At 56.0% G+C, this 18,407-nt stretch carries 13 protein-coding genes; 3 read left to right on the top strand and 10 right to left on the bottom strand.

Annotated elements, in window-relative coordinates; genetic code table 11:
- Nucleotides 1–1,077 precede the first annotated feature (1,077 nt).
- Complete coding sequence (locus ACO550_RS37305) at nt 1,078–1,413, bottom strand: HNH endonuclease (protein ID WP_485995139.1); 336 nt, start codon at nt 1,411–1,413, stop codon at nt 1,078–1,080.
- A gap of 406 nt (nt 1,414–1,819) precedes the next feature.
- Nucleotides 1,820–1,957: a hypothetical protein gene (locus ACO550_RS37300; RefSeq protein WP_315597661.1), complete on the bottom strand. Its 138-nt coding sequence runs from the start codon at nt 1,955–1,957 to the stop codon at nt 1,820–1,822.
- A gap of 108 nt (nt 1,958–2,065) precedes the next feature.
- On the opposite strand from ACO550_RS37300, the gene ACO550_RS37295 reads away from it, so the two are divergent.
- Nucleotides 2,066–2,761 carry a hypothetical protein gene (locus ACO550_RS37295; RefSeq protein WP_315597662.1) on the top strand — a complete coding sequence of 232 codons (696 nt, stop codon included), beginning with the start codon at nt 2,066–2,068 and terminating at the stop codon, nt 2,759–2,761.
- An 832-nt stretch (nt 2,762–3,593) separates the two neighbouring features.
- On the opposite strand, the gene ACO550_RS37290 is transcribed toward ACO550_RS37295, so the two are convergent.
- On the bottom strand, nt 3,594–4,550 hold the full coding sequence (locus tag ACO550_RS37290) for a retron St85 family RNA-directed DNA polymerase (protein ID WP_315597663.1): 957 nt from the start codon (nt 4,548–4,550) through the stop codon (nt 3,594–3,596).
- Nucleotides 4,495–5,454: a retron St85 family effector protein gene (locus ACO550_RS37285; RefSeq protein WP_315597664.1), complete on the bottom strand. Its 960-nt coding sequence runs from the start codon at nt 5,452–5,454 to the stop codon at nt 4,495–4,497. Before ACO550_RS37285 ends, ACO550_RS37290 begins: the two co-directional genes overlap by 56 nt.
- A 975-nt stretch (nt 5,455–6,429) precedes the next feature.
- Between ACO550_RS37285 and ACO550_RS37280 the strand changes: the two genes are divergently transcribed.
- Both ACO550_RS37280 and ACO550_RS37275 read left to right on the top strand, forming a co-directional pair.
- A complete protein-coding gene (locus ACO550_RS37280) occupies nt 6,430–10,539 on the top strand; it encodes a hypothetical protein (protein ID WP_315597665.1) in 4,110 nt (1,369 codons plus the stop codon).
- A complete protein-coding gene (locus ACO550_RS37275; protein ID WP_315597666.1) occupies nt 10,539–12,725 on the top strand; it encodes a hypothetical protein in 2,187 nt (728 codons plus the stop codon). The genes ACO550_RS37280 and ACO550_RS37275 overlap by 1 nt, the downstream gene beginning before the upstream one ends.
- 247 nt (nt 12,726–12,972) lie before the next feature.
- On the opposite strand, the gene ACO550_RS37270 is transcribed toward ACO550_RS37275, so the two are convergent.
- From ACO550_RS37270 to ACO550_RS37245, 6 genes are all read right to left on the bottom strand, one after another.
- Nucleotides 12,973–13,752, bottom strand: a complete 780-nt coding sequence (locus ACO550_RS37270) for a hypothetical protein (protein WP_485995138.1) — start codon at nt 13,750–13,752, stop codon at nt 12,973–12,975.
- A 563-nt stretch (nt 13,753–14,315) separates the two neighbouring features.
- A complete protein-coding gene (locus ACO550_RS37265; RefSeq protein WP_315597668.1) occupies nt 14,316–14,762 on the bottom strand; it encodes a hypothetical protein in 447 nt (148 codons plus the stop codon).
- Nucleotides 14,763–14,778: 16 nt separating this feature from the next.
- Entirely contained in the window at nt 14,779–15,315 is a 537-nt protein-coding gene (locus ACO550_RS37260; protein WP_315597669.1) for a hypothetical protein, read from the bottom strand.
- A 205-nt stretch (nt 15,316–15,520) separates the two neighbouring features.
- The gene (locus tag ACO550_RS37255) at nt 15,521–16,279 is read right to left on the bottom strand and encodes a hypothetical protein (protein WP_485995137.1); all 759 of its coding nucleotides are present in this window, start codon (nt 16,277–16,279) and stop codon (nt 15,521–15,523) included.
- A gap of 151 nt (nt 16,280–16,430) precedes the next feature.
- On the bottom strand, nt 16,431–17,393 hold the full coding sequence (locus tag ACO550_RS37250; protein WP_315597671.1) for a DUF3616 domain-containing protein: 963 nt from the start codon (nt 17,391–17,393) through the stop codon (nt 16,431–16,433).
- Nucleotides 17,394–17,532: 139 nt separating this feature from the next.
- A complete protein-coding gene (locus ACO550_RS37245; protein ID WP_315597672.1) occupies nt 17,533–18,027 on the bottom strand; it encodes a hypothetical protein in 495 nt (164 codons plus the stop codon).
- Nucleotides 18,028–18,407 lie beyond the last annotated feature (380 nt).

Raw genomic sequence — 18,407 nt, 5'->3', positions numbered from 1 at the left:
GGTTTGCGGCTAGGGGGAGGGGGTGCGCCGGCGCGTGGGGTCTTGCCGGTGGTGCGGCGAGTGGTGGGGTGGCGCCAACAGAATGGCGTCGGGTGTTGGGGTGCTGGCAACGTTTGGGGAGCGTTGCGCGATCCGGGTGGATTTGCGGATAGTACGGGTGCGGCACTAGCGCCTTTCGAAAGCTGGCGTGCAAAGCGAGCCAGGCAGGCAGACCCGGTAGAACTGGACGTCGCGGAACAGATGATCAGGGTCGTGCGAGGGCGACGACCGTAGTCACACTAGTGACGGTGCAAAGATAATAGGAGTTATCTCTGTAGTGATGTTTTAGATCAGAAGGTTCGACTTCCAGGGACGCCGACACAACTAAAGTTGTGCCTTAGCTTCCCACTAAAGTTGTGTTCTATCGGCTGAAACGGGCCGCGTGCCTGAGCCAGTCGACAGGCGTCGGCGTTGCCAACGTGCCGCCTAAGCCCGATAACCGTTGGGCCGGCTGCGTCCGGTCACCTGCCGGAATCTCGAATCGGCGAACGCATTGGAGCAACCTGCTCCTCACGTCAGATCGCCTGTAATAGGACACAACTTCGGTGGGAAACTGGAAATAGAACACAACTTTCGCTGGGAAAAGCCAGATGGCCTTGGCGGCGCGGAAGCGCACCGGATCAAGGGTTTTGGGGGGATTGGGTGCCAGCGGAGCGGACGAAAAATAGGACGCAACTATAGTTGTGCGAGCGGAGGGTGCGCCGGGACGCTCTGACCAGGCCGCACGCCGACGTTGGCCCAACAATTCCCACGCTCTGGCGCGGCTCAGGGCCTCACGGCAATCGCGAGGAGTATGCGTCGTCATTGAATTTGGCCCGAAGCCTGTGCGATAGCGGGCAATCGAGGAGGCCAGCGGTGGCCACCGGCCAACCTAGGTTGGCTACCCAGATCGTTGACGATCGCAACGTTGGTGTTACCTCGCTACCTGATGATGGACAGTGTCGTCGTGGGTGGGCGCCGCGGCCGGCATGGGGCGGTCGTCGATTCCGGTGTCGGGCTTGACCGGCATACCCTAGTCACGGAATGGCTCGTGCCGGCTCAGTGTGGGCTCCCGCGCGGCATCGGCGGCGCCTTGGGTAACGGCGTGACAGAGCCACCTGGCGGCATCAGCTTCTCGAAGACCCAGGATGCATGCCACTGCTTGCGCGCCATTCGGCGCTCAACGTGGCCCTTGTGATGCACTGCGTCCCGCGCTGCCTTACGACGGTGTCGCTGGGCGTTACAGAACTGGCAAGCGGCCACGATGTTGCGTTGCGAGTCACCGCCACCATCGACTCGAGCGTGCAGATGCTCGGCCGTGCATTGAAGGTGTCGAGCCTGTCGGGTGGAGAGATGGAAGGTCGCGGCGAAAGCTTCCACGGATTGCTCCCACATGGGGCAGTGGCAATAGAAGCAACGACCGGATTGAAGTTGAAAGGCGCTGGCGCGCCGACGCGCGAGAGTCGTGGGCATGAGCGATCCTGTGTTCAGGAAGATTTCGGAAACTTCGAAACCCCGCTCGCCCGAAGAAGGCATACACGGGAACCAGCCAAGTAGCTCGTGCTGGCACCACTTCAGCTCCAAGGGAGACTGACGGAAAGGAGTTTAGCCCCGCTATTCCCGCAAGCACAAGGGGAGGGCACGGATCTCTTGCAAAATCACAACACGACGCGGCTTGAGGCTGCGAGTCCTGATTGCCGGGAACGGAGAGCAAATAGCATCATGGAGGTCCCATGCCGGCCGCTGCGGCGCTGCCGATGGATCTGTATGTCACTCCAGTCGGCACGGCGCCTAGACGTGGCTACTCCTGGCTCTTGTCGGTCATGCCACGCAGGGACTCGATGCAGGCGACGTAGGCACGCCGATTCGGGATCTGTACCCGTTCATCGTGCATTGCCACCGTGAAGTCTGACCAGTCGAGCAGGATCTGCTCGTCCAATGCGAGCGGTGTCAGTTAATGCGTGTTAGTTTTGGTAGAACCCAAACGGGGCATAGTACTCCGGCGTAGATAGCTAGATTAAATTATTCGAAGCGACTCATTTAGTAAATGAAAAACAAGTCAATGTTGATGGGGGTAATGTTGATTGTTGTTTGCGTGGTGGGTGCGATGCTATTGGAAAAGAGGGTCTTTAGAAATCCGATATCCGACAACGACGACAGTCATTATGATGCTGAGGGGAACGCAATTATCCCGTTCGGCGATGCCGTGATGCGGATACGTCCCACTATTAAGTTCGCATACACCAAGTCAACGAGTTCTGAAATTGCAAGACTTGAGTTTATATTTAATTTCTCGAGGTACTTCTCTGTCCCGCCAACTACGCCGTCGACCTATGACGCTCTCGTGAAGCTTCATCTCATGGGGAGCGGCAAAGAAGATCCAGTACGTTGGGATTCGATCCTTGAAGCAGATAAGTGGACAAAAATCACTCACCGGCCGGACCTGGGTCTAACAGAATATGAGCGAGCGCCGCCCGCAGATCAGGGTTGGGGTGCCCTGACATACGTTGCTGATGCTAAGGAAAAAACTCCACGAGGCAGCTTGATAATCTTTCGATGCACTCGGGTCTTCAAGGCAAGGGAGCCGGGAATCTGCCAAACGGCATGGCAACATCAATACGGGCCAATGGTTGAGTATTTTCAAAGCGGAGAGTTATTGGGGCATTGGAATGAAATACGAATGGAAGTCGAGGAATTCGTAAACTCGACTATGGTTAAGAAAAACGGGTACACGTCAAAATAAGATGACCCTATATCTAACGCTAGCGCAGATCGACACTATTTCTGCATTCAAAGTACGCGGAGCATAATTCTAACGGACACCCTTTCCAAGGGGCGCGTCGGGCAGGATGGTGGCATCCGTAGCAGAATCGTTTGAAGGGGGAAGGTGGGGACATTGCGGTGAGTCGTAAACTGACAGGACTCAGTTTGCCATAGAAAGGCATCGGTATCGATAATGTTTGTTATTGGCAAAACTCGATGGCTCGGGGAGAGTAGGGCGGTAAATGTTCTTTGGTAAAGCGAGCTGGCCGGGGGCCAGCCTGTGATAGGCGATCGCCGGTAGAGGCGGAATTCGATGCGAAGCGGGAGGGCATCTGCCCTTGGTAAACCACGCCACGTTGACGCTTGTTGTCGCCCGACTAGGGGTGGCCGAAATCCATTCGGTTTGAGTTGAGTGCCCTTAGAATGGGAATTCTCGTTCTTGGAACGAGCCGGCAGCGGAGTCGAGCCCTACGAACAGCAATTCAGCCAAGCGGTTCGTTACACAAAAGTGCCTACGAGGCTGCCAGCACAGGCTTTGCAGCCGCTACATCCACTTGCCGCTTCCGCCAAAGGCCGTTATGGCATTGATCAACAGTAGCCAAGAACTGAAGCTTGTACCCGGCAAAATTGCTTCAGCCCACGTATGTCTAATCGAGCTCGCTGGAAGAGTTTCATTCAGGAAAGACGGAGGAGGTTTGCAATATTGCGCTCGTCGCAGCGGGGGCGCGGTTACCGCATTGCAGTGTCGCCCGCTGCGGCCGGATCGGTGAAGAAACCGAATTGGCGCCTCAGCATCTTGAGCGTCAAGCAGCTCAAACGGAGCTCAAGCTGGGTCGCCCACGCAATTTCGCTATCTCTGCGTGGTATCTAAACGATAGACGAGTGAAGAAATCCGGATCGGCGTGCTCAACAAATGCAAGGTGGCCGCGCAGGCTTTCGTTCTCTGTCGGCACCAAACGCCCCGTCGAGAATAACTTCAACAACAACCGGATGTGATCTCTATAGTTTGCGTGGATACCAATATCCCCATCGTTGTTCACGCGCAATCCGGTAATCAGGGTTGTTCCACCTTTGCGGCTCATGAACCGAGTCTTTGATTCGTTGATCGACAATTTTGGGCTCAGTGTTGACGCCAACAAGCCTCGCATCTCTGTCAAAAATTCGTTACACGCGCCTTTCTTATCTGTCGAGAAAACGAAATCGTCTGCATATCGAGTGAGGACCGCCTGGCCGAAGCGAACAGAGTCGCGAGATACAGTCGTCTCTAGAGCTGTGTCCAACGCGAACATAGCAGCGTTTGCAATTCTCGGCGAGGTCATGTAGCCAATTGGCAGTTTATCCGCCCGATCGAAGCACGCGTTGCGTATGACTGCGTCACAGTCTCTTTCGAATGCCCAGTCGGGCAATGCCTCGCGTGCCGTTGACAGGGCCAACCTCAGGTCACTCGAGCGAATCGATGGGAAAAAATTCGATAAATCGATTCGGACGGAGTAATTCGACTTGCTGTGGGCCTGTGCGTTCTTAACAATTGACGTTCCTGGCTCAAACGCAGTCGCAATGCTACTTATTGGTAAATTGGAGAGAATGCGAGCATCAAGCCAACTCTGAATAAGCTTAAGTTGGGACGCAGGCTGAATCATTATTCGATCGCCGCCGGAGCGTTTGGCGACTTTGATTTTTCTGAATCGAACGTGAGCTAGCCGCAGCGCGCTTTCAAGCAGCGATTGCGGTACCGACAGCTCGTTCGATATGCGTTCCACGATGTTCATCGGAAAATCGCTTTGGGCTTGTTTGGAGGTGATATCGCCGAAAAGTGGCTATTAATGCATTCGTATCTGTCGCGTATCGCAGAAATGGAGAGCTTGTGGTAGCTTGAAACACCCACTCGCCGCCTATTTGACTGCTCACAATTAATCGTGCTTCGCGAAGAATTCCGAGTAAGCTTTTCGCCGCGTCGAAACTCTTCTTTCCGAAGGCGGCAACGAGTACATCGATGAGCTCAGCATAAGTAAGTGGCCCTACAAATAAAACGAGGTCATGGATAAAGTAGAGACTCAGCTTGTTGGCTGACAGATCTGCGATATCTGAACTGGCGGGCTTGCCGATGGTAATTGGTCTAGAGTCAACGGCTGCTTTTAGATCGCTAAAGATTGCGCCGATTCCATCCGTCTTTAGTAGGCCATCTGCCCCCATCGGATACCAAAGTATTGGTGACTTGCATTCTTGCGCCGCAGCAAGTGGGCCGGTATCGATGAAAGAACCATTTCCACGAAACTGGGAATCGTTGACGATTATCAGTTTCTCTCTAAGGGTCTTATGGGCAAACGCTCCGAGTTCGCAGAACGCACTAGGGCTCTCAAGAACAATGAGAATTCGATCTGCAATTGCAGATATTTCATGCTCCATATCCAAGGCGTTGGTTCCGTGGCCGACCTTAGCCAGTTCCGTGAATACGCCTTCTGCGTAAATCACCCGATAGTCAGGCGACATGCTCTCGATGAACCGCTTAATCGCCTGTCGTCGCGGAGACGGGACGCCGGGACTGCGGTTCGCTCCGCACAGAAACAGGAGGCGGTTCGTCCGCGACAGAGATGGGCTGCGAAGGCGAAGGCGAGAGGCGAACCTCTCTAACTGCTTGCTTATTGCACTCTTCTCGTATTTTAAGTCGCGCACAAGCAATGCCTACTAGAGCGTCGATGGGAGCCGTTTTGGCGCGCCGTCGACTGACGGCGGGACGGAACGGCTCCCATCGCCAGAGAGGTAAAAAATCAAGGCGGATTGCAACCCGCAACCCGGTTCAGAAACATTCGAACAAATGCTAGGCCCTGAAATTATTGCCGAATGCTTTAGTCACCGCAAGTAATAAATACCGACCCGCGTTGCGCGGGTGGGACGAGGCCTTTGTGGCGTGGGAGGAAAGGCAGGATGTAGATGCTGAGGCGGTGCGTCTTGTTACGAGGACGGCTGAGAATCGAGTCGCCGTAGCATGATCAAGTTCGTTTGTAGTGCCGCGGCACGCGACTGCCCGACTATAGAGAAGCGAGTGCTGCTAGGATGCTAGCGTTCCTGCGAACACATCGGGTGGAAGCTGGACGGCCGCTTCTGGCCCGTGCTGGGACCTTCGGAAAGAGCGCTTCTGAGGGCGCTAAGAGGCAGACAGATGAGATCCTTGAGTGTCGCCGACTAGCTACTCGACTAGCAAGACTCGACGTGTAGGCGCTGGGTAAAGCCGATAGCGAAGTGCGGCTAGATTGTTCTGCAATGGTCGACTCCCGTAGTATGGGATGCTATTGCGGACAGTTATTTCCCCCAAATAGGGGATGGGCGTCTACACAAGCTCGCGTCAGACTATTGCTAGCCGCTGTCAGACAACCTGCGGAAGCGTCCGTGAGGACGGGGATTGCTCTGTAGCAGCTCGAATCGCTGTCGGCCGCCGGCAGACGCAAAGAAAATCGAGTGTTGGCGGTTGGCGATTACCGGCTGGATAGCGGCGTTGCTCCATTTTGCCCGTCCACCAAGCGACTTAAACCTGCCCTGCCTGGCATCGTAGCTCGTATCTGCTGGCTATTGGAGCCTGGCAGCGGTTGCCGGAAATCGGTGAGTTTCTTAAAAACTTCTTCGTGCGCCAAACGCCGCGGAGGCGGCAAGATGACCAAGAAGCAATCCCGGACTGCGTCGGAGATTTTTCTCAAGGGGTTCAAAGAACCCTACCTGCGCTCGAATGACCGCCCGTTCATCAAACTACTGAACTGGTACACGGGCATCGGAAAAACGTATAACGCTGCAGCTTTCAGTATCGAGCTATTCCACAACTGCGACGTTATCCCTGTCTTCATCGCACCTCTGCAATCGCTCGTTTCTCAGTTCAGCAGCGAAGTGCGCACCCATCAGCAGCGCAGTAGCTATGCCGACGATCTCGAACGAGAGGTGGTCAAGCGTGGTGCAGACATTCCGGTCTACCGGCTGTACTCGATTGACTACCACATTAACGACTGCAGTTTCTTCAGCGCCTGCCTTTCTTTGGTGCACTGGTTCGAGCGAAATCCGCGAGTGGTTGCGAAGATGGAGCGCTCGCCCAAACACGCTGACACAGAGAAGAGCATCCGCAGCCGCATTCAGGAGCTGCGTGCCAAAGCGGTCTCGTGCGAGAAGTCCAACTTTCTCGGTATGGCTCCGACGGACGATATTTACGAGGATACGAGAGCCGCATACCTGAAGTCAGCACGGCAGGCCCGCGGTTTGGCCGATAGATTTGTCTGGAAGCTGATTCAACTGGACGTGGAAAGTCGGTCCGCCAACCGAGCCGAAGAGCGGTACATGCAAACTAGAGAGGTGGGGGAGCTAGTGAGACGCCTCCACCCACTTCAGGCCTTCCTCGATGCGCCCGGCATCATAGTGAGCACTGCTTCCAAGGCGCAGGTGGCACACAAAGTCTTTGCGGCTGACGGGAAGGGCGGGTTCAAACAGCATGAGTGGGAAAACCTGCCGCTATTCCTGGAGGAGCTCAATCGAGACGAGAGCGAGCTTGGCCGGTTGGTATCCCGTCGGCCAGACTCCACCCGCGTCGTCACGTTCGTTGACGAGGAGGAGGACTCTTACTGGTACCTGTTCGATCAGCGTAAGTCGGTGGTTAACTCCGGCGGCCGGAATGATCTGAACTTGGTCATCACGGAATTTTTCCAGTACTTCGACCTGAAGTGGCCGATGGCATTCGAGCGCCTCGAGCTGTCTGGTCCTCGGCGAGGCCTAGCGCAAAAGGTGTACGACCACCTCGAAGAGTTCGCCCGTATCAGCAAGAGCTTAGAAGACGAGTTTAAGCTGGAAGTTGAACGCACAAGGGCGTCGTTCATTTCATCGCAGCGGAAGGTGGAATTGCTTCGCGCCAAGTTGTCCGAACAGCGTCCGACTATGGCGGAACGCTTCACCGACAACGAACTGTTGCAGATCCTCACACAACTACACGAGCGCAATGACGCCCATGCCGACTTCAAGCGTTTCCGTCAAAAGGCGCGAGTCCTACAGCGGATTCGCTCATACGTGCAGGCCATCCGCCAGCCAGGCCAAGGCTCTGACTACGATGTTTTCGTGAACTTGCACGACCTTGTGGTGAACAAGAAATTTTTCACCATGAGTCGCTCGACATACGGGGAGGTGCTGGACCAACCAGGGCAGACCTTCTTTTCGGAGTCCGCCAGCGTGATGGACACCGAGTTCCTGCGGCAGGTCCAGCTTACAAAAGACACAGCGCACCAAACTGTTCGCTTGCAGTATCACGACGGCAATATCCCCGAGGGTTTGTACAGCTTGTACGACTATCTTCGCCTGGTGGTCTTCATGGCACGCGTTTTGGCGGTGACCAGCGGGGATGATGTCATCGAGATGTCCAAGGTGGACCAGGAGCGGTACCCCAGCCTAGACAAGTTCCGCTCAGATGTTCGCCGGCTGTTTGACGGCAAGGTAACCTCTGAGGGACTGCAGATCGACGTGAGCGACAAGGAGTTGCTCACCGATTCATTCCTCTTCGAACACACCAAATCCGTGGTGACTCTGGAAGAGAGCCGCAACCAAGCCGAGGAGTACAACAAGGAAGCGGACATCTGCCTGACTCTTACCATTACCTCTTTGCGAGCGACGCCCGAGGAAGACATTGTTCGAGCCCTTGGGCGCACGAACGGTGTGTACTTGATGAGCGCCACCGGTGGCTTGGACTCCGCCTCCTCGGGAGCCTTCAATACGAAGCACCTGCGCCGGCATTTGGAAGAGCGCGGCGGCTATTTCTCGCAGATGGGCGACGACGAACTGGAGGTGGTCGGTGCCCGTGCACTGGAGTTCCTGAACAAGCGGGAGCGGAAGGTCGTAATCCTTGATGACGAGAATCCGGCCCCCACGTTTGACGCCTCGACTGCATTTAAGGGACTGTATCAACTGTTTGACGAAGCTCGTCCAAAAAGGGGTGAATTCGGTTATGCACAGTTGAACAGACACAAGCGCAACGAACTGCAGGGCCTCGTCGCCAGCCTAGACAAGCTGATGGCGACCAGCATCCGCTCGGGCTTGGTGTTATGTCAGACCACCCAACATGTGAAGAAGTGTCTAGTTCGTCTGGCCAACTCCTCGCTCGGGCTTGTTACGCAGAAAGACACGACGGGCGATTACTTCGTGGTGAAGCCGCGGGCGCTCCCGACATATCGTGAATTTGGACAGGCTGAAGACATCCATATCGTCCTGTACTCGGCGGAACGCTTCCGCAAGAAGGACCGCAGCAAGACTGGCGCTGCCGAGGAGGACGACGATAAGGGGCAGTTCAACAAGGAGTTGGAGGACGCGCTGGATATTAGCCGCAAGAAGGTGCTGCTCTGGACAGCATACGCGTCGGCCTCTCGGGGCATCAACTTCCTGACCAGGCAGCATGATACTGAACGCGACTTCGAGCTGTTCTGCTTGCTCAATGACCCATATTACACACGGCATACCCGGCCTGGCTCTAGCGGTTTCTCGATGGAGATGTTCCAGAGCTTCGCGCAGGTGCTGCGGGACGACGTTCCGGAGTGGGCGGCCATGTCCAAAGGCGACCTGCTGTTTGAGTACTCGCGCAATCGCTGGAAACGCCTGCGTAAAGAGCACGTCATCGACATCACCCGAACGGTCTTTCAAGCCTTAGGCCGCGGCGAGCGACGTCCCTACGGAAAGATGCTGTGCCAGTACCTCTATGTCAGCTCTGAGGCTGCTCGGATGGTGCATCTGGGCTTGCGACATGCTCCCGAACTGCGAAAACGAGCTTCTCCGGCGCAACGTGCCGTCCTGGAGAGGTTGGCCTTGCATCACCGTGAGACAGGCATTTTTGCGTCCGTGGCCGAACGGGAGCGTCATCACACAGAGAGTCTGCAAAAGGCGGTGGCGTTCAGGGAGTTCACTAGTTCGATGCCCGCGCGCTTCCGGTCTGACCCGGCAGCCCGCACGACGTGGGAGCAGCTGTTCCGGTCCACTATGTTTACCGACCCCGTCAAGTACGTGGAGGATCTGCGGGCCAGCGGAGTGTCTGAGGCTTACTTAGACGGGTGCTTCGTTGAAGTGCCAGCTGGTGCTGATATCTACACCCGGCAGTTCTCTATGGCCGGATTGTCCGACCTCGTGATCACAGATGCCGACGACGGAACGGAAGCATTCGACTGGACGGGCATGGTGGCGCCCGATAGCCTGGTATCGCGACTCTCGAAAAGTACGCACCACTTTCTGAAGGAGTGGCGCGGCTTCCGTCTGGCGGACAAGACCAAGCGCCTGCTCCCGCAGCCTTGGTTCGTGACTGAAATCATGAAGGGCTACATCGCCGAGCTCGAGTTTGAGCAGTACGTTGGCGAGCAGTTCAACGTCTGGGCGAAGGACCTGCAGTTGGGTGGCGGACCGGTCGAATATATCCAGCCGGCACAGCACCCGCTCTATGCCGAGCTCTACCAGCTCTTTGACTACTACTTGCGGCCCGCTCCAGATGTGTGGGTGGCTGTTGACATGAAGAACTGGACCCGGAACACCGACAGCCTCAAGAAACAGCAGCTGCAGGAGACCGCGGAGAAGAAGCACGCCAAGCTTCGTGAGCTGCTACCAGATGCCACCGTTCACTCGCTGTACGTCAACTTGCAGGGTGCTCACAAGTTTTCAGTGAGTGGCAAGATTCGCTTCATGGCCATGTACGTTCAGAACACTGGCGATGCCGGGTGGATGCCCAATGGGAACTTACGTGACGCAATTCTGGGGAAGTAATGCCTATCCAAACACTCGACCCACAGATCACAGCACGTGCGCGGCTGAACGCGCTTCGATTCAGTTGCTCAGTGGTAGAAGCAGCGCAGCATCTTGCCAAGTGGCAGGCCGGACAAAGTGGTCTGCTTGTACCTATCCCGCTGGTGATGACCAAGGCCGAAGAAGGGGCTTCTCGAGGCGCAGGGTTTTTCCGGGACAGGGCAAAGCTTGTGCGAGCCGAAATCGCGAGGGAACTTGGACTGGATGGGGAGGCCGCCTCGAAGCTGTCGTTCACGATGGCGGGCAAAGACGCCTGGTACCTTGGCCGTCGCCCGAAGCTTGACGTCCCTTCGATGCTGGCCGCCGTGGCCGCGCAGCCAGCCAAGTTCATCGAGCTTATGCTGCTGAAGGAGCTGATTGAATCCGCAGCCTTCGAAGAGGACACGTTTGTTCGAGGTGGCTTTGGACCGGGTGTGTATCTGGGCAGCGTCAGCCAAGCTTCGAAGACGTACCTCCAGTTGGCGGAAGCCGAGTTCGAGGTCAACATGAAGCACGGTCTCTTGCTATGTGATGTCAAGTCAAAGCGGTTTGCTCGGAAGACTTCGGCGGACTCAGAGACTGCCGCTGTCACGCGTCTCGCCATGGCGGGCGAGGGCCACCTCGTAGCAGTGACCCGTATTGTCCCGGGCGATTTTTTCGAGGTCGACGCGCGCAAGAAGCCGATGGAGGGACTGAGCTTGGACCGCGAGAAAGTCAGGCGCACCCGCCTGTACTATCTCAACATTCTCACGGAGTTTGCGGCTCGTTTGTTCACCAAGTCTGGTATTCCTTTCACATGCGAAACCTTCGCTGCGACCCACTACGTAGACGACGCGTACATTCCGCTTGAGCCGCTGGCCAACCTGCAGCGTCCCTTGATCGTGGTGAACGTCACTGTGGAAGCAATGGACCATGACGCCACAGCGCCTTTGGTGAAGTTCCCCGAGTACCTGCCTGACTATCATGTTGCAGGCAACAAGAAAACGCATTTTCCGGTCCCGGATGTGCGGGTCGCGGATGGTGTACCGCTGCAACTAGATGGCAACCTGAACTACCTTTTTTTGAATGGCGAGGGCGATGAGGAGTCGGGGAGCATCCGCCTTGTTGCTAAGGGGGGGGCGGACAGCAACATGCAGCCGGCACGGCCTGAGGTTGCATACACGGCACTGGCCAAAGGCGAGGGGAGGGCGGACCCGTACACGGAAGCGAAGTTTCACAACCTGCTTGCGCGAGCGACTTTCGAAGTATCAGCGCAGGGCCTCGACTATGGTCCCGGGGCGCTTGCAGCGCTCCGACCGGGCAAGGCGAAGGATTCGGGCGCTCGGCAACTGCAGGAAGCTCTCAAGCGATGCCTCATAGAACTATCGCTCAAGGAGGTGCTGCTGGGGAAAAAGCCGGTCTTGGTCCCATCGCTGCCCGATGCAGCCCCGCGGAAACTGACACTTCTTGCTACAAGGCGCATCAGGCAGGCAGGCCGCGAGGCACCCGAACAGATGGTGGCGGCTGTCGACGTGATGGTTGAGGGTGGCGCGCTGTACGTGACACGGACTCGCAGAACGCCGTGGGGGAGGCCCAGCGCGCTTTTGGAGTTCGTATCAGAGCTTCCTTTCCTGCAGGAGAGCGGAAAGGACTGGATTCGGGATGGGCAGTTTTGGGTCATTGACGCCAAGACGGGCGACAGGTTAACTGTCTGGGCCGGTAGGTTCGTTCCAAAAATTATTCTCAGTGACGCGTATCCGGACATCGAAACGGCCATCGCCGCACAGGACGATTTCCGGGCGGCACAGAAAGAGGACGGCGGCAAGGGCCGGCTTCTCTCCAAGAGCCGCGACTTCAACTTGTTACCGTACTACATCTCGATGTTCAGACCTGGACACTCAACGCGTGGCGAGCGAATTGGGTTGAAGATGCCGGTGCAAGACTGTGGTACGTGGGTGCGGCTTTTTGTGCCGCCGGAAGGGGGTGTCAACGGCTCCGGGGACGCGCTTTCCGGCATGCGTGACGTTATGCACTACGGCGCCGATGGCGCTGCCAGCCAGGGTGGCCTGCTGCAACTGCCCCTCGTTCAGTTGTATCTGCACACTATGACCAACGGAATACTTGTAGGCGGAGACAATTCGAAGATGAGCGTCCTTGAGAAGCTTGTCCGTTTGGCCTTGGAGAATTGATTGCGTGCAGGACCAATTTACTAACCCGCTGGCCGATAGTGTAGGCGATATCGAGATTGAAGCGCTGGCGCAGCGCAGTCGGCGTTCGGTGGCAAAGAAAGGATTTCCAGTGCGAAAGCACTATGACCTAGGCAACGCGAGGAAGGAATCGACGCGTTTCCTGTAGTGTGATCAACGCGCGGTGCTCGTCGAGGCCCTGTCTCTGGATTTGGTGAAGATCGCGCTGCTTTCGATAGCTACGGCAGGTCTACGTGGTAGGTGTGAACAACGGATTGGCTGTAATCCGCGTGCGCGGGACCGTATCCCGCGATATCGTCCAGTACGGACGTGTGGGGGTGATGTCAACGCCGCCAATTGGCCGCGCGAGGACGCAGAGCGAAATGTTGTTCCGTTCGGGGCCGCTATTGCCGAAGTGCTTTGTATAGCAGCGCTTCAATTCCAGGCGCCAGTCTTTCTTAGGTTTTGCGTCATTGCTCAGGACGCGATTGCGACGGAGAATGCCTGACACTTCCGCCTGGATGACGGCGATGCTGGTGCGCGAGCGGGAAGCTTTTTCGTCTGGCAACGCAGCGTTGAAAAACGAAAACTCCCATTGAAACTGGGGCAGAACCACCGGCGCGTTGTGCGGCAAAACACCGTACTGGACCTCCCCGCTGCTGCTGCGAGAATCTCGCACGTATTGCGGATCGTTCCATGTACTGGACCAGCGTGTAGCAGTTTCCCCCTCGGACAGGCGTGGATCGAGGGATCCACCTCCATCGCGTGCGCCGGGTTCGCCGCCGGCAACAAAGACGATATTGTCGATCTGCTCAAGTAACCCACGTCCTTCTAGATATCCCACTGGGTCGATGCTGAAGGCTGCCAGTTGCGGCGACATGGGTTCCATGTTTGAGTGAGCCGATGCAATGGTCGCCAACCGTTGGCGGAAGCTTGCGTAGGGCAACACGAGGCTACGAACACGGTTCGTCAGCAGGAGTTGCTCGAGGCCATTGATATGATCCGTGTCGAAGTGCGATACGACTGCCATGTCCACATTTTTTTTCCAGAGCTGCGATGACTCAACTGCAGATATGGCCTTCACGATCTGCGTTGGACGACGAGATCCGCAGTCTTAAACCCACTGAAATATGTCGGCGTCGGGCTTGGCCCAGCCTCCATTTGAACACAGCAGATGTCCGACGAAGAACGTTCCGTGCCCGACAGCATGGAATTCATTGTGTACGTGAAGAAGTGTATACATTGCAGCCTAGTGGAATTCGGAAGGAGGCGAGACCGGAGGCCGTAGAAATCGGCGTGAGGGGCGCCAGGTCATCTGATTGATGATCGGCAGGAGATGTCGATGGTCGAACCCTACGTGCGCAGGGTGCGCAGACAATCATCAAGCTTGGGGGCATGGGCGGGTCACAAACGTAGCCTGATAGGTGGCGGTGCGCTGCGCAACCGGCCAGCGATCCAGGGCGGAGATCTGCAGGGACGTGGCCCCCAATGCTTTCGCGCTCAAATCTTTGGGCTGCCGCGTCAGATGCGCGATGTCGCGCTAAAAGGGGGGGGCGGCAATCTGCCGCCCCTTTCCGAACCGTACCGAGCTGCTTACGCCGACGCGATTGCAGTCGCAACCATCGACGCCGGCGTCCCTACGGCTGCAACCGCCTTAACGCTCGAGGCCTTCGCAAGGCGGGCCGTTGCGACCGGCTTCGCCTTCGGAGCAACCTTAGCGGTGGCCTTCGGAGCTGTCTTCACCGTTTTGACCGCTTTGTCCACCTTAGCGACCTTGACAGCCTTTGCCGGCTTGCCGGCCTTCTTCGACGGTGTGGCTTTCACCGCCGCCTTGGCCTTCGCCTTGGCTGCCGTTGCCTTCTCCTTGGCGGCCGCAATCTCTTCCTTGGCAGCGGCCTTCTCTACAGCGTGGGCTGCGCGTGCCGATTCCTGCCGCTTCTTCAAATCAGCAGCTGCCTTGGCGATGGCCTTCTTGCCGGCAGCGACCTGTTTTGTCAGATCGGCGCGAAGCTTGTCGAGTTGCTTCTGAGCAGCTTTCACTTCGCGATCGAAGACGTTACTCGTTTGGATCGCTATTCGGTGTCGGGGATTTGAATTTTATTGCTTCGCCTTCGAATCGTCCTATAACGTCCGTGACGAAATGTTCAGAGAAACCAGCAACAAATGACCAAAAGAGGAGTTTCGCATAGCCGGAAAAGCCGTCTCTGGCATGCTGGTTTGCGATCGATAAAAAACCATCTTGAGTTCCAGAATCATCCGCTATAAACGAAGGGAATAGGCTTCCGCTCAGAAGCCCAGAAAGAAAAAGAATGTACATCAAAAGCGCCAAGACACTGCCAACTAGTGGTGATAACGAGGTGTGAAACCATGACGTCGCCAGCAATTCCAGATCATCTTCTGTCAGATCCTTTAGGCGCCGTTGCAAGCCGACAAAGCCGCCTATCGAGCCTGCACCAATCACCAGTGCGGTAACAATGTAGGCTTTATGGGAAACAAATGCCGCGAGAGCGAGGCATATAGCGAGAAGCGGAAGAAGCGTAAAGAATAGCCTGCGTGTGACTATAGCTAACAATCGCGTTGAATTGTTCGGCATCGATATCTCCAAAGTGATGTGTTGTCTTGCCAATCAGAAACAGAAGGTCACGGGCCCTTCTTCCCAGCCATGCAAGGATCCCGGAGATCGAACGAATCTGGCGAGTCCAGCTTAACCGAGGCCAGGATGCGGCGTGCGCCGGTCGAATTTGGGGCACTCAAAGCGGTAGTAATACCGAACAGCCTTCCGTGCGTGACGGTCGCGGTCAGGCTGGCGTTTCGAACATGGCCTGCCAGAACGCCGAGGGTGCTCCCATCCAGTGCCAGAATCCATATCCTTGAAAACCATGTTCGTTTACTTGCCGCACGAATTCTCTTGCACGCTCAGCACACGCCGACTGTGATTGACAGCCGCCCCCGTCGCCCACCCATGCAGCACCTACGGGTATGAGCGGTTGATGCCATGCTTTGTTGGCCTTGATAGCACGGGAAAGTCTATTTTCGACACTGGGGCTCCCGCCGTAATAGACTTGCGGAGCATTGAACTTGGCGCGGCTGACAAACGTCTCGAATGGATAATCGGGAAAGTTTTGCGGTATATCGTTTCCGCACATCGCCAAACCGCGCCCCTTTAGCAGCAGTTTTTCCGCCAGACGTTCCGCGTAAGCGTTCGCTACTTTGCTATTGCCTACAAAGAAGCCGCTGCCTCCTTCAGCATCCATCAGAATTCCGTCGAGATCCAACTCCTCCGCTAAGGCTGCGGCAAGATCCGCCTCGCTCACTGCTTTGCCCTCCGTCCCGCCATAGGGAACCTGCCATCCCCACACCGAGATTCCTGTTTGCTTCAATTTCCGCCGCAGTTCCTTAAACTGGTCAAGACGCGTACCGGTTACGTTGGCGAAACGGGCCGCGCCGTCAGCGACTTTGATCCAGACGCCGCTCAGATTTGCCTTTTGCGCCTTCTCGACCATGCGGTCGACGCCCATCTCGGCGACTATCACAGGACCAAGTTGCCAAACAAACATGCACCTTCCAGATATTTCGCTATTAGGCATAGCTTTCTCCTTCGTTACTAGAACGCCATGGAGCTAACCTGAGGAATCAGTCTTGCAGTATGCAGACTGCGAATTTAGCCTCCAAGTAGAAAATCGTGGAGGCAGACGGCATGCCCTCTCGCTACGGTGTAATCGTAATGCTGCGGAACGACTGCTTGGATTGCGGAAGACTTTTACATTCCACGCCGTTTTGTGGTATCCCACCGTCGTCGCTAAGAATCCGCACCTGCGAAGTGCCAGGGACGGCAAATAGCCCCTCCGGTCTCAATTCTGCGAGAGGATCGGAATTCCACGCCAAAGGCGGCTGTCCCTCTCGACCGGACCAACGGAACAGCGCAAATGTGCCATTGTCCGCGACAGGACCAGCCACGATGAGGTATTCATCTCCGACTCGCTCGAGACTCCGTATCCCACGCCCACCGAGATTCAAAAGCACCGGTTCTCCGATGCGCGCAGACTTTCCGTCTACGACCTCACGAGGATTCAGGAGCGGAACTACGAGGGCTTTGCCCTCTACCAATGGGTTTCGGAATCCGATCAACAGGCTGCCATCCTTCGTCGCCGCAAGTCCTTCTATATTCAGTCCTCCGGGCTCCTCGGGTCGTAGGCTGGCCGCGTTCGCAAGATTTAGCGGTTTGAGTCCTGGAGTAGCGAGCAGGTCGTCCAACAGTTTCGCGTAGGGTTTCCCTATCGTTCTAACAGTCAAGGTTTGGGGGGTGATCTCGACGGCGAAAAACCGATGGCGACGTTCTTGCATTTCGCCGTGTAAGTTTCTGCCGTGCGATGAAATGATGTAAACGTGATTGTTGATTGCCGCTGCACCCTCCAAGTCGGATTCCTTCTTTGGCTTCGTATTGAGGAAGTTGGAAAGATCGATTTCTCGAACCCAATTTCTCTGTCCTGCCTTGTACAAGGTAAGGACATTTCGTTCGTCACCAACCACGACAAAGTGCTCCGGACCGATGGCGAAGCCTGCAGAAGCGTCGCAGAGCCCATCGTAGATCTCAACACCAACGGCTGGGGAGGGTCCGGTCAATATGATCGTTGCCATCAGGCAGGCGATCTTGTGCAGTATGGATGGCATGTGCTGTCTCACTCGTATAGGAAAGGATGACGTGCTCGCCTTCGAGTTTGGCAAGCATTTCTGCGCAGCTCATGCCTCCTAGATAGCGGATGGTGCCGGATTTGACGCTCTGCTCCTCCGTCAACGACCAGCTGCCTTCCTAAAATTCGGCGTGCCAACGCACAAGGCCTCCTTCCTTCTGAAGGAATTTTTTGAGGCCAGGCAACGCTTTGATAGTCGCAACTATCTGTGTTGAATTTACCATCGGCTTCACATCAAAGGCTAGGCCAGAGAGATGCTTACTGAAGCGATTGAGGTCTTCAGTAGTGGCGTGTTTGAAAATGTCGAGCAACCCCGCAGCGATATCGGATGACTTCGTAATCTCCGTGTGCCGATCAACCCACTCCTGCCATTGGGACCGCAATGACGATGGCAAGTATGTTTGCTCGATCCAATCGCGATTTTGAGCCACGTTTTCTGCCATTGCTTCAGCTTGATTCACTAGTGTGCGGCGGCCGCTGGTGAACCTTACGCCCGGATGGGCGGTCTTCAACTTGTACGCCGCAACTCGCGCTATATCAGCTAGCTGCAGCTTCTCGATTGCCGGATCCGTTGGGTCAATCCTGGTCAGTGTCGCAGTTCCCGTGGCCGCCATCGGTCTATTCCCCCGCATCTTCTTCGTGGAAAAATATGTAAGACGAAGAACGCCACCACCATTTCCAGAATTCAGCTTCTGAAGCTTAGGAGCATGAAGCATCCTCACAACCATCCAGAAGTATTAGATGAATCGTTTCGTGGGGTTTGAAGGTGCAGGGAAATCCTCCAATCACAAATGACCGGTCTTGGCGAGAAGTCTTGACCAACTCGAGCGAGCCGATGGGAAAAATTTCTACTCCTGAACTACCGAATCGTTACGACGGTAGCCAAAGGACAATCCCAACGCCAAGGGAATCCGGCCCGCCAGTTCTCTTCCCTATTTTAAGAAGGCGCTCGATCAATCGTGATGGAAGCAAAAAATTCGTGCACATCAGATCT

This window comes from Cupriavidus sp., assembly GCF_057315035.1.
Note: the sequence above shows the minus strand (reverse complement) of the source record. Positions and strands in the feature narration are given on the sequence as shown.

What these genes read in the sequence shown, in the direction of transcription:
- ACO550_RS37305 (WP_485995139.1), bottom strand. Translation starts at nt 1,413, where the DNA reads ATGTGGGAGCAATCCGTGGAAGCTTTCGCCGCGACCTTCCATCTCTCC.
- ACO550_RS37295 (WP_315597662.1), top strand. Translation starts at nt 2,066, where the DNA reads ATGAAAAACAAGTCAATGTTGATGGGGGTAATGTTGATTGTTGTTTGC.
- ACO550_RS37290 (WP_315597663.1), bottom strand. Translation starts at nt 4,550, where the DNA reads ATGAACATCGTGGAACGCATATCGAACGAGCTGTCGGTACCGCAATCG.
- ACO550_RS37280 (WP_315597665.1), top strand. Translation starts at nt 6,430, where the DNA reads ATGACCAAGAAGCAATCCCGGACTGCGTCGGAGATTTTTCTCAAGGGG.
- ACO550_RS37275 (WP_315597666.1), top strand. Translation starts at nt 10,539, where the DNA reads ATGCCTATCCAAACACTCGACCCACAGATCACAGCACGTGCGCGGCTG.
- ACO550_RS37270 (WP_485995138.1), bottom strand. Translation starts at nt 13,752, where the DNA reads ATGGCAGTCGTATCGCACTTCGACACGGATCATATCAATGGCCTCGAG.
- ACO550_RS37260 (WP_315597669.1), bottom strand. Translation starts at nt 15,315, where the DNA reads ATGCCGAACAATTCAACGCGATTGTTAGCTATAGTCACACGCAGGCTA.
- ACO550_RS37255 (WP_485995137.1), bottom strand. Translation starts at nt 16,279, where the DNA reads ATGTTTGTTTGGCAACTTGGTCCTGTGATAGTCGCCGAGATGGGCGTC.
- ACO550_RS37250 (WP_315597671.1), bottom strand. Translation starts at nt 17,393, where the DNA reads ATGCCATCCATACTGCACAAGATCGCCTGCCTGATGGCAACGATCATA.
- ACO550_RS37245 (WP_315597672.1), bottom strand. Translation starts at nt 18,027, where the DNA reads ATGGCGGCCACGGGAACTGCGACACTGACCAGGATTGACCCAACGGAT.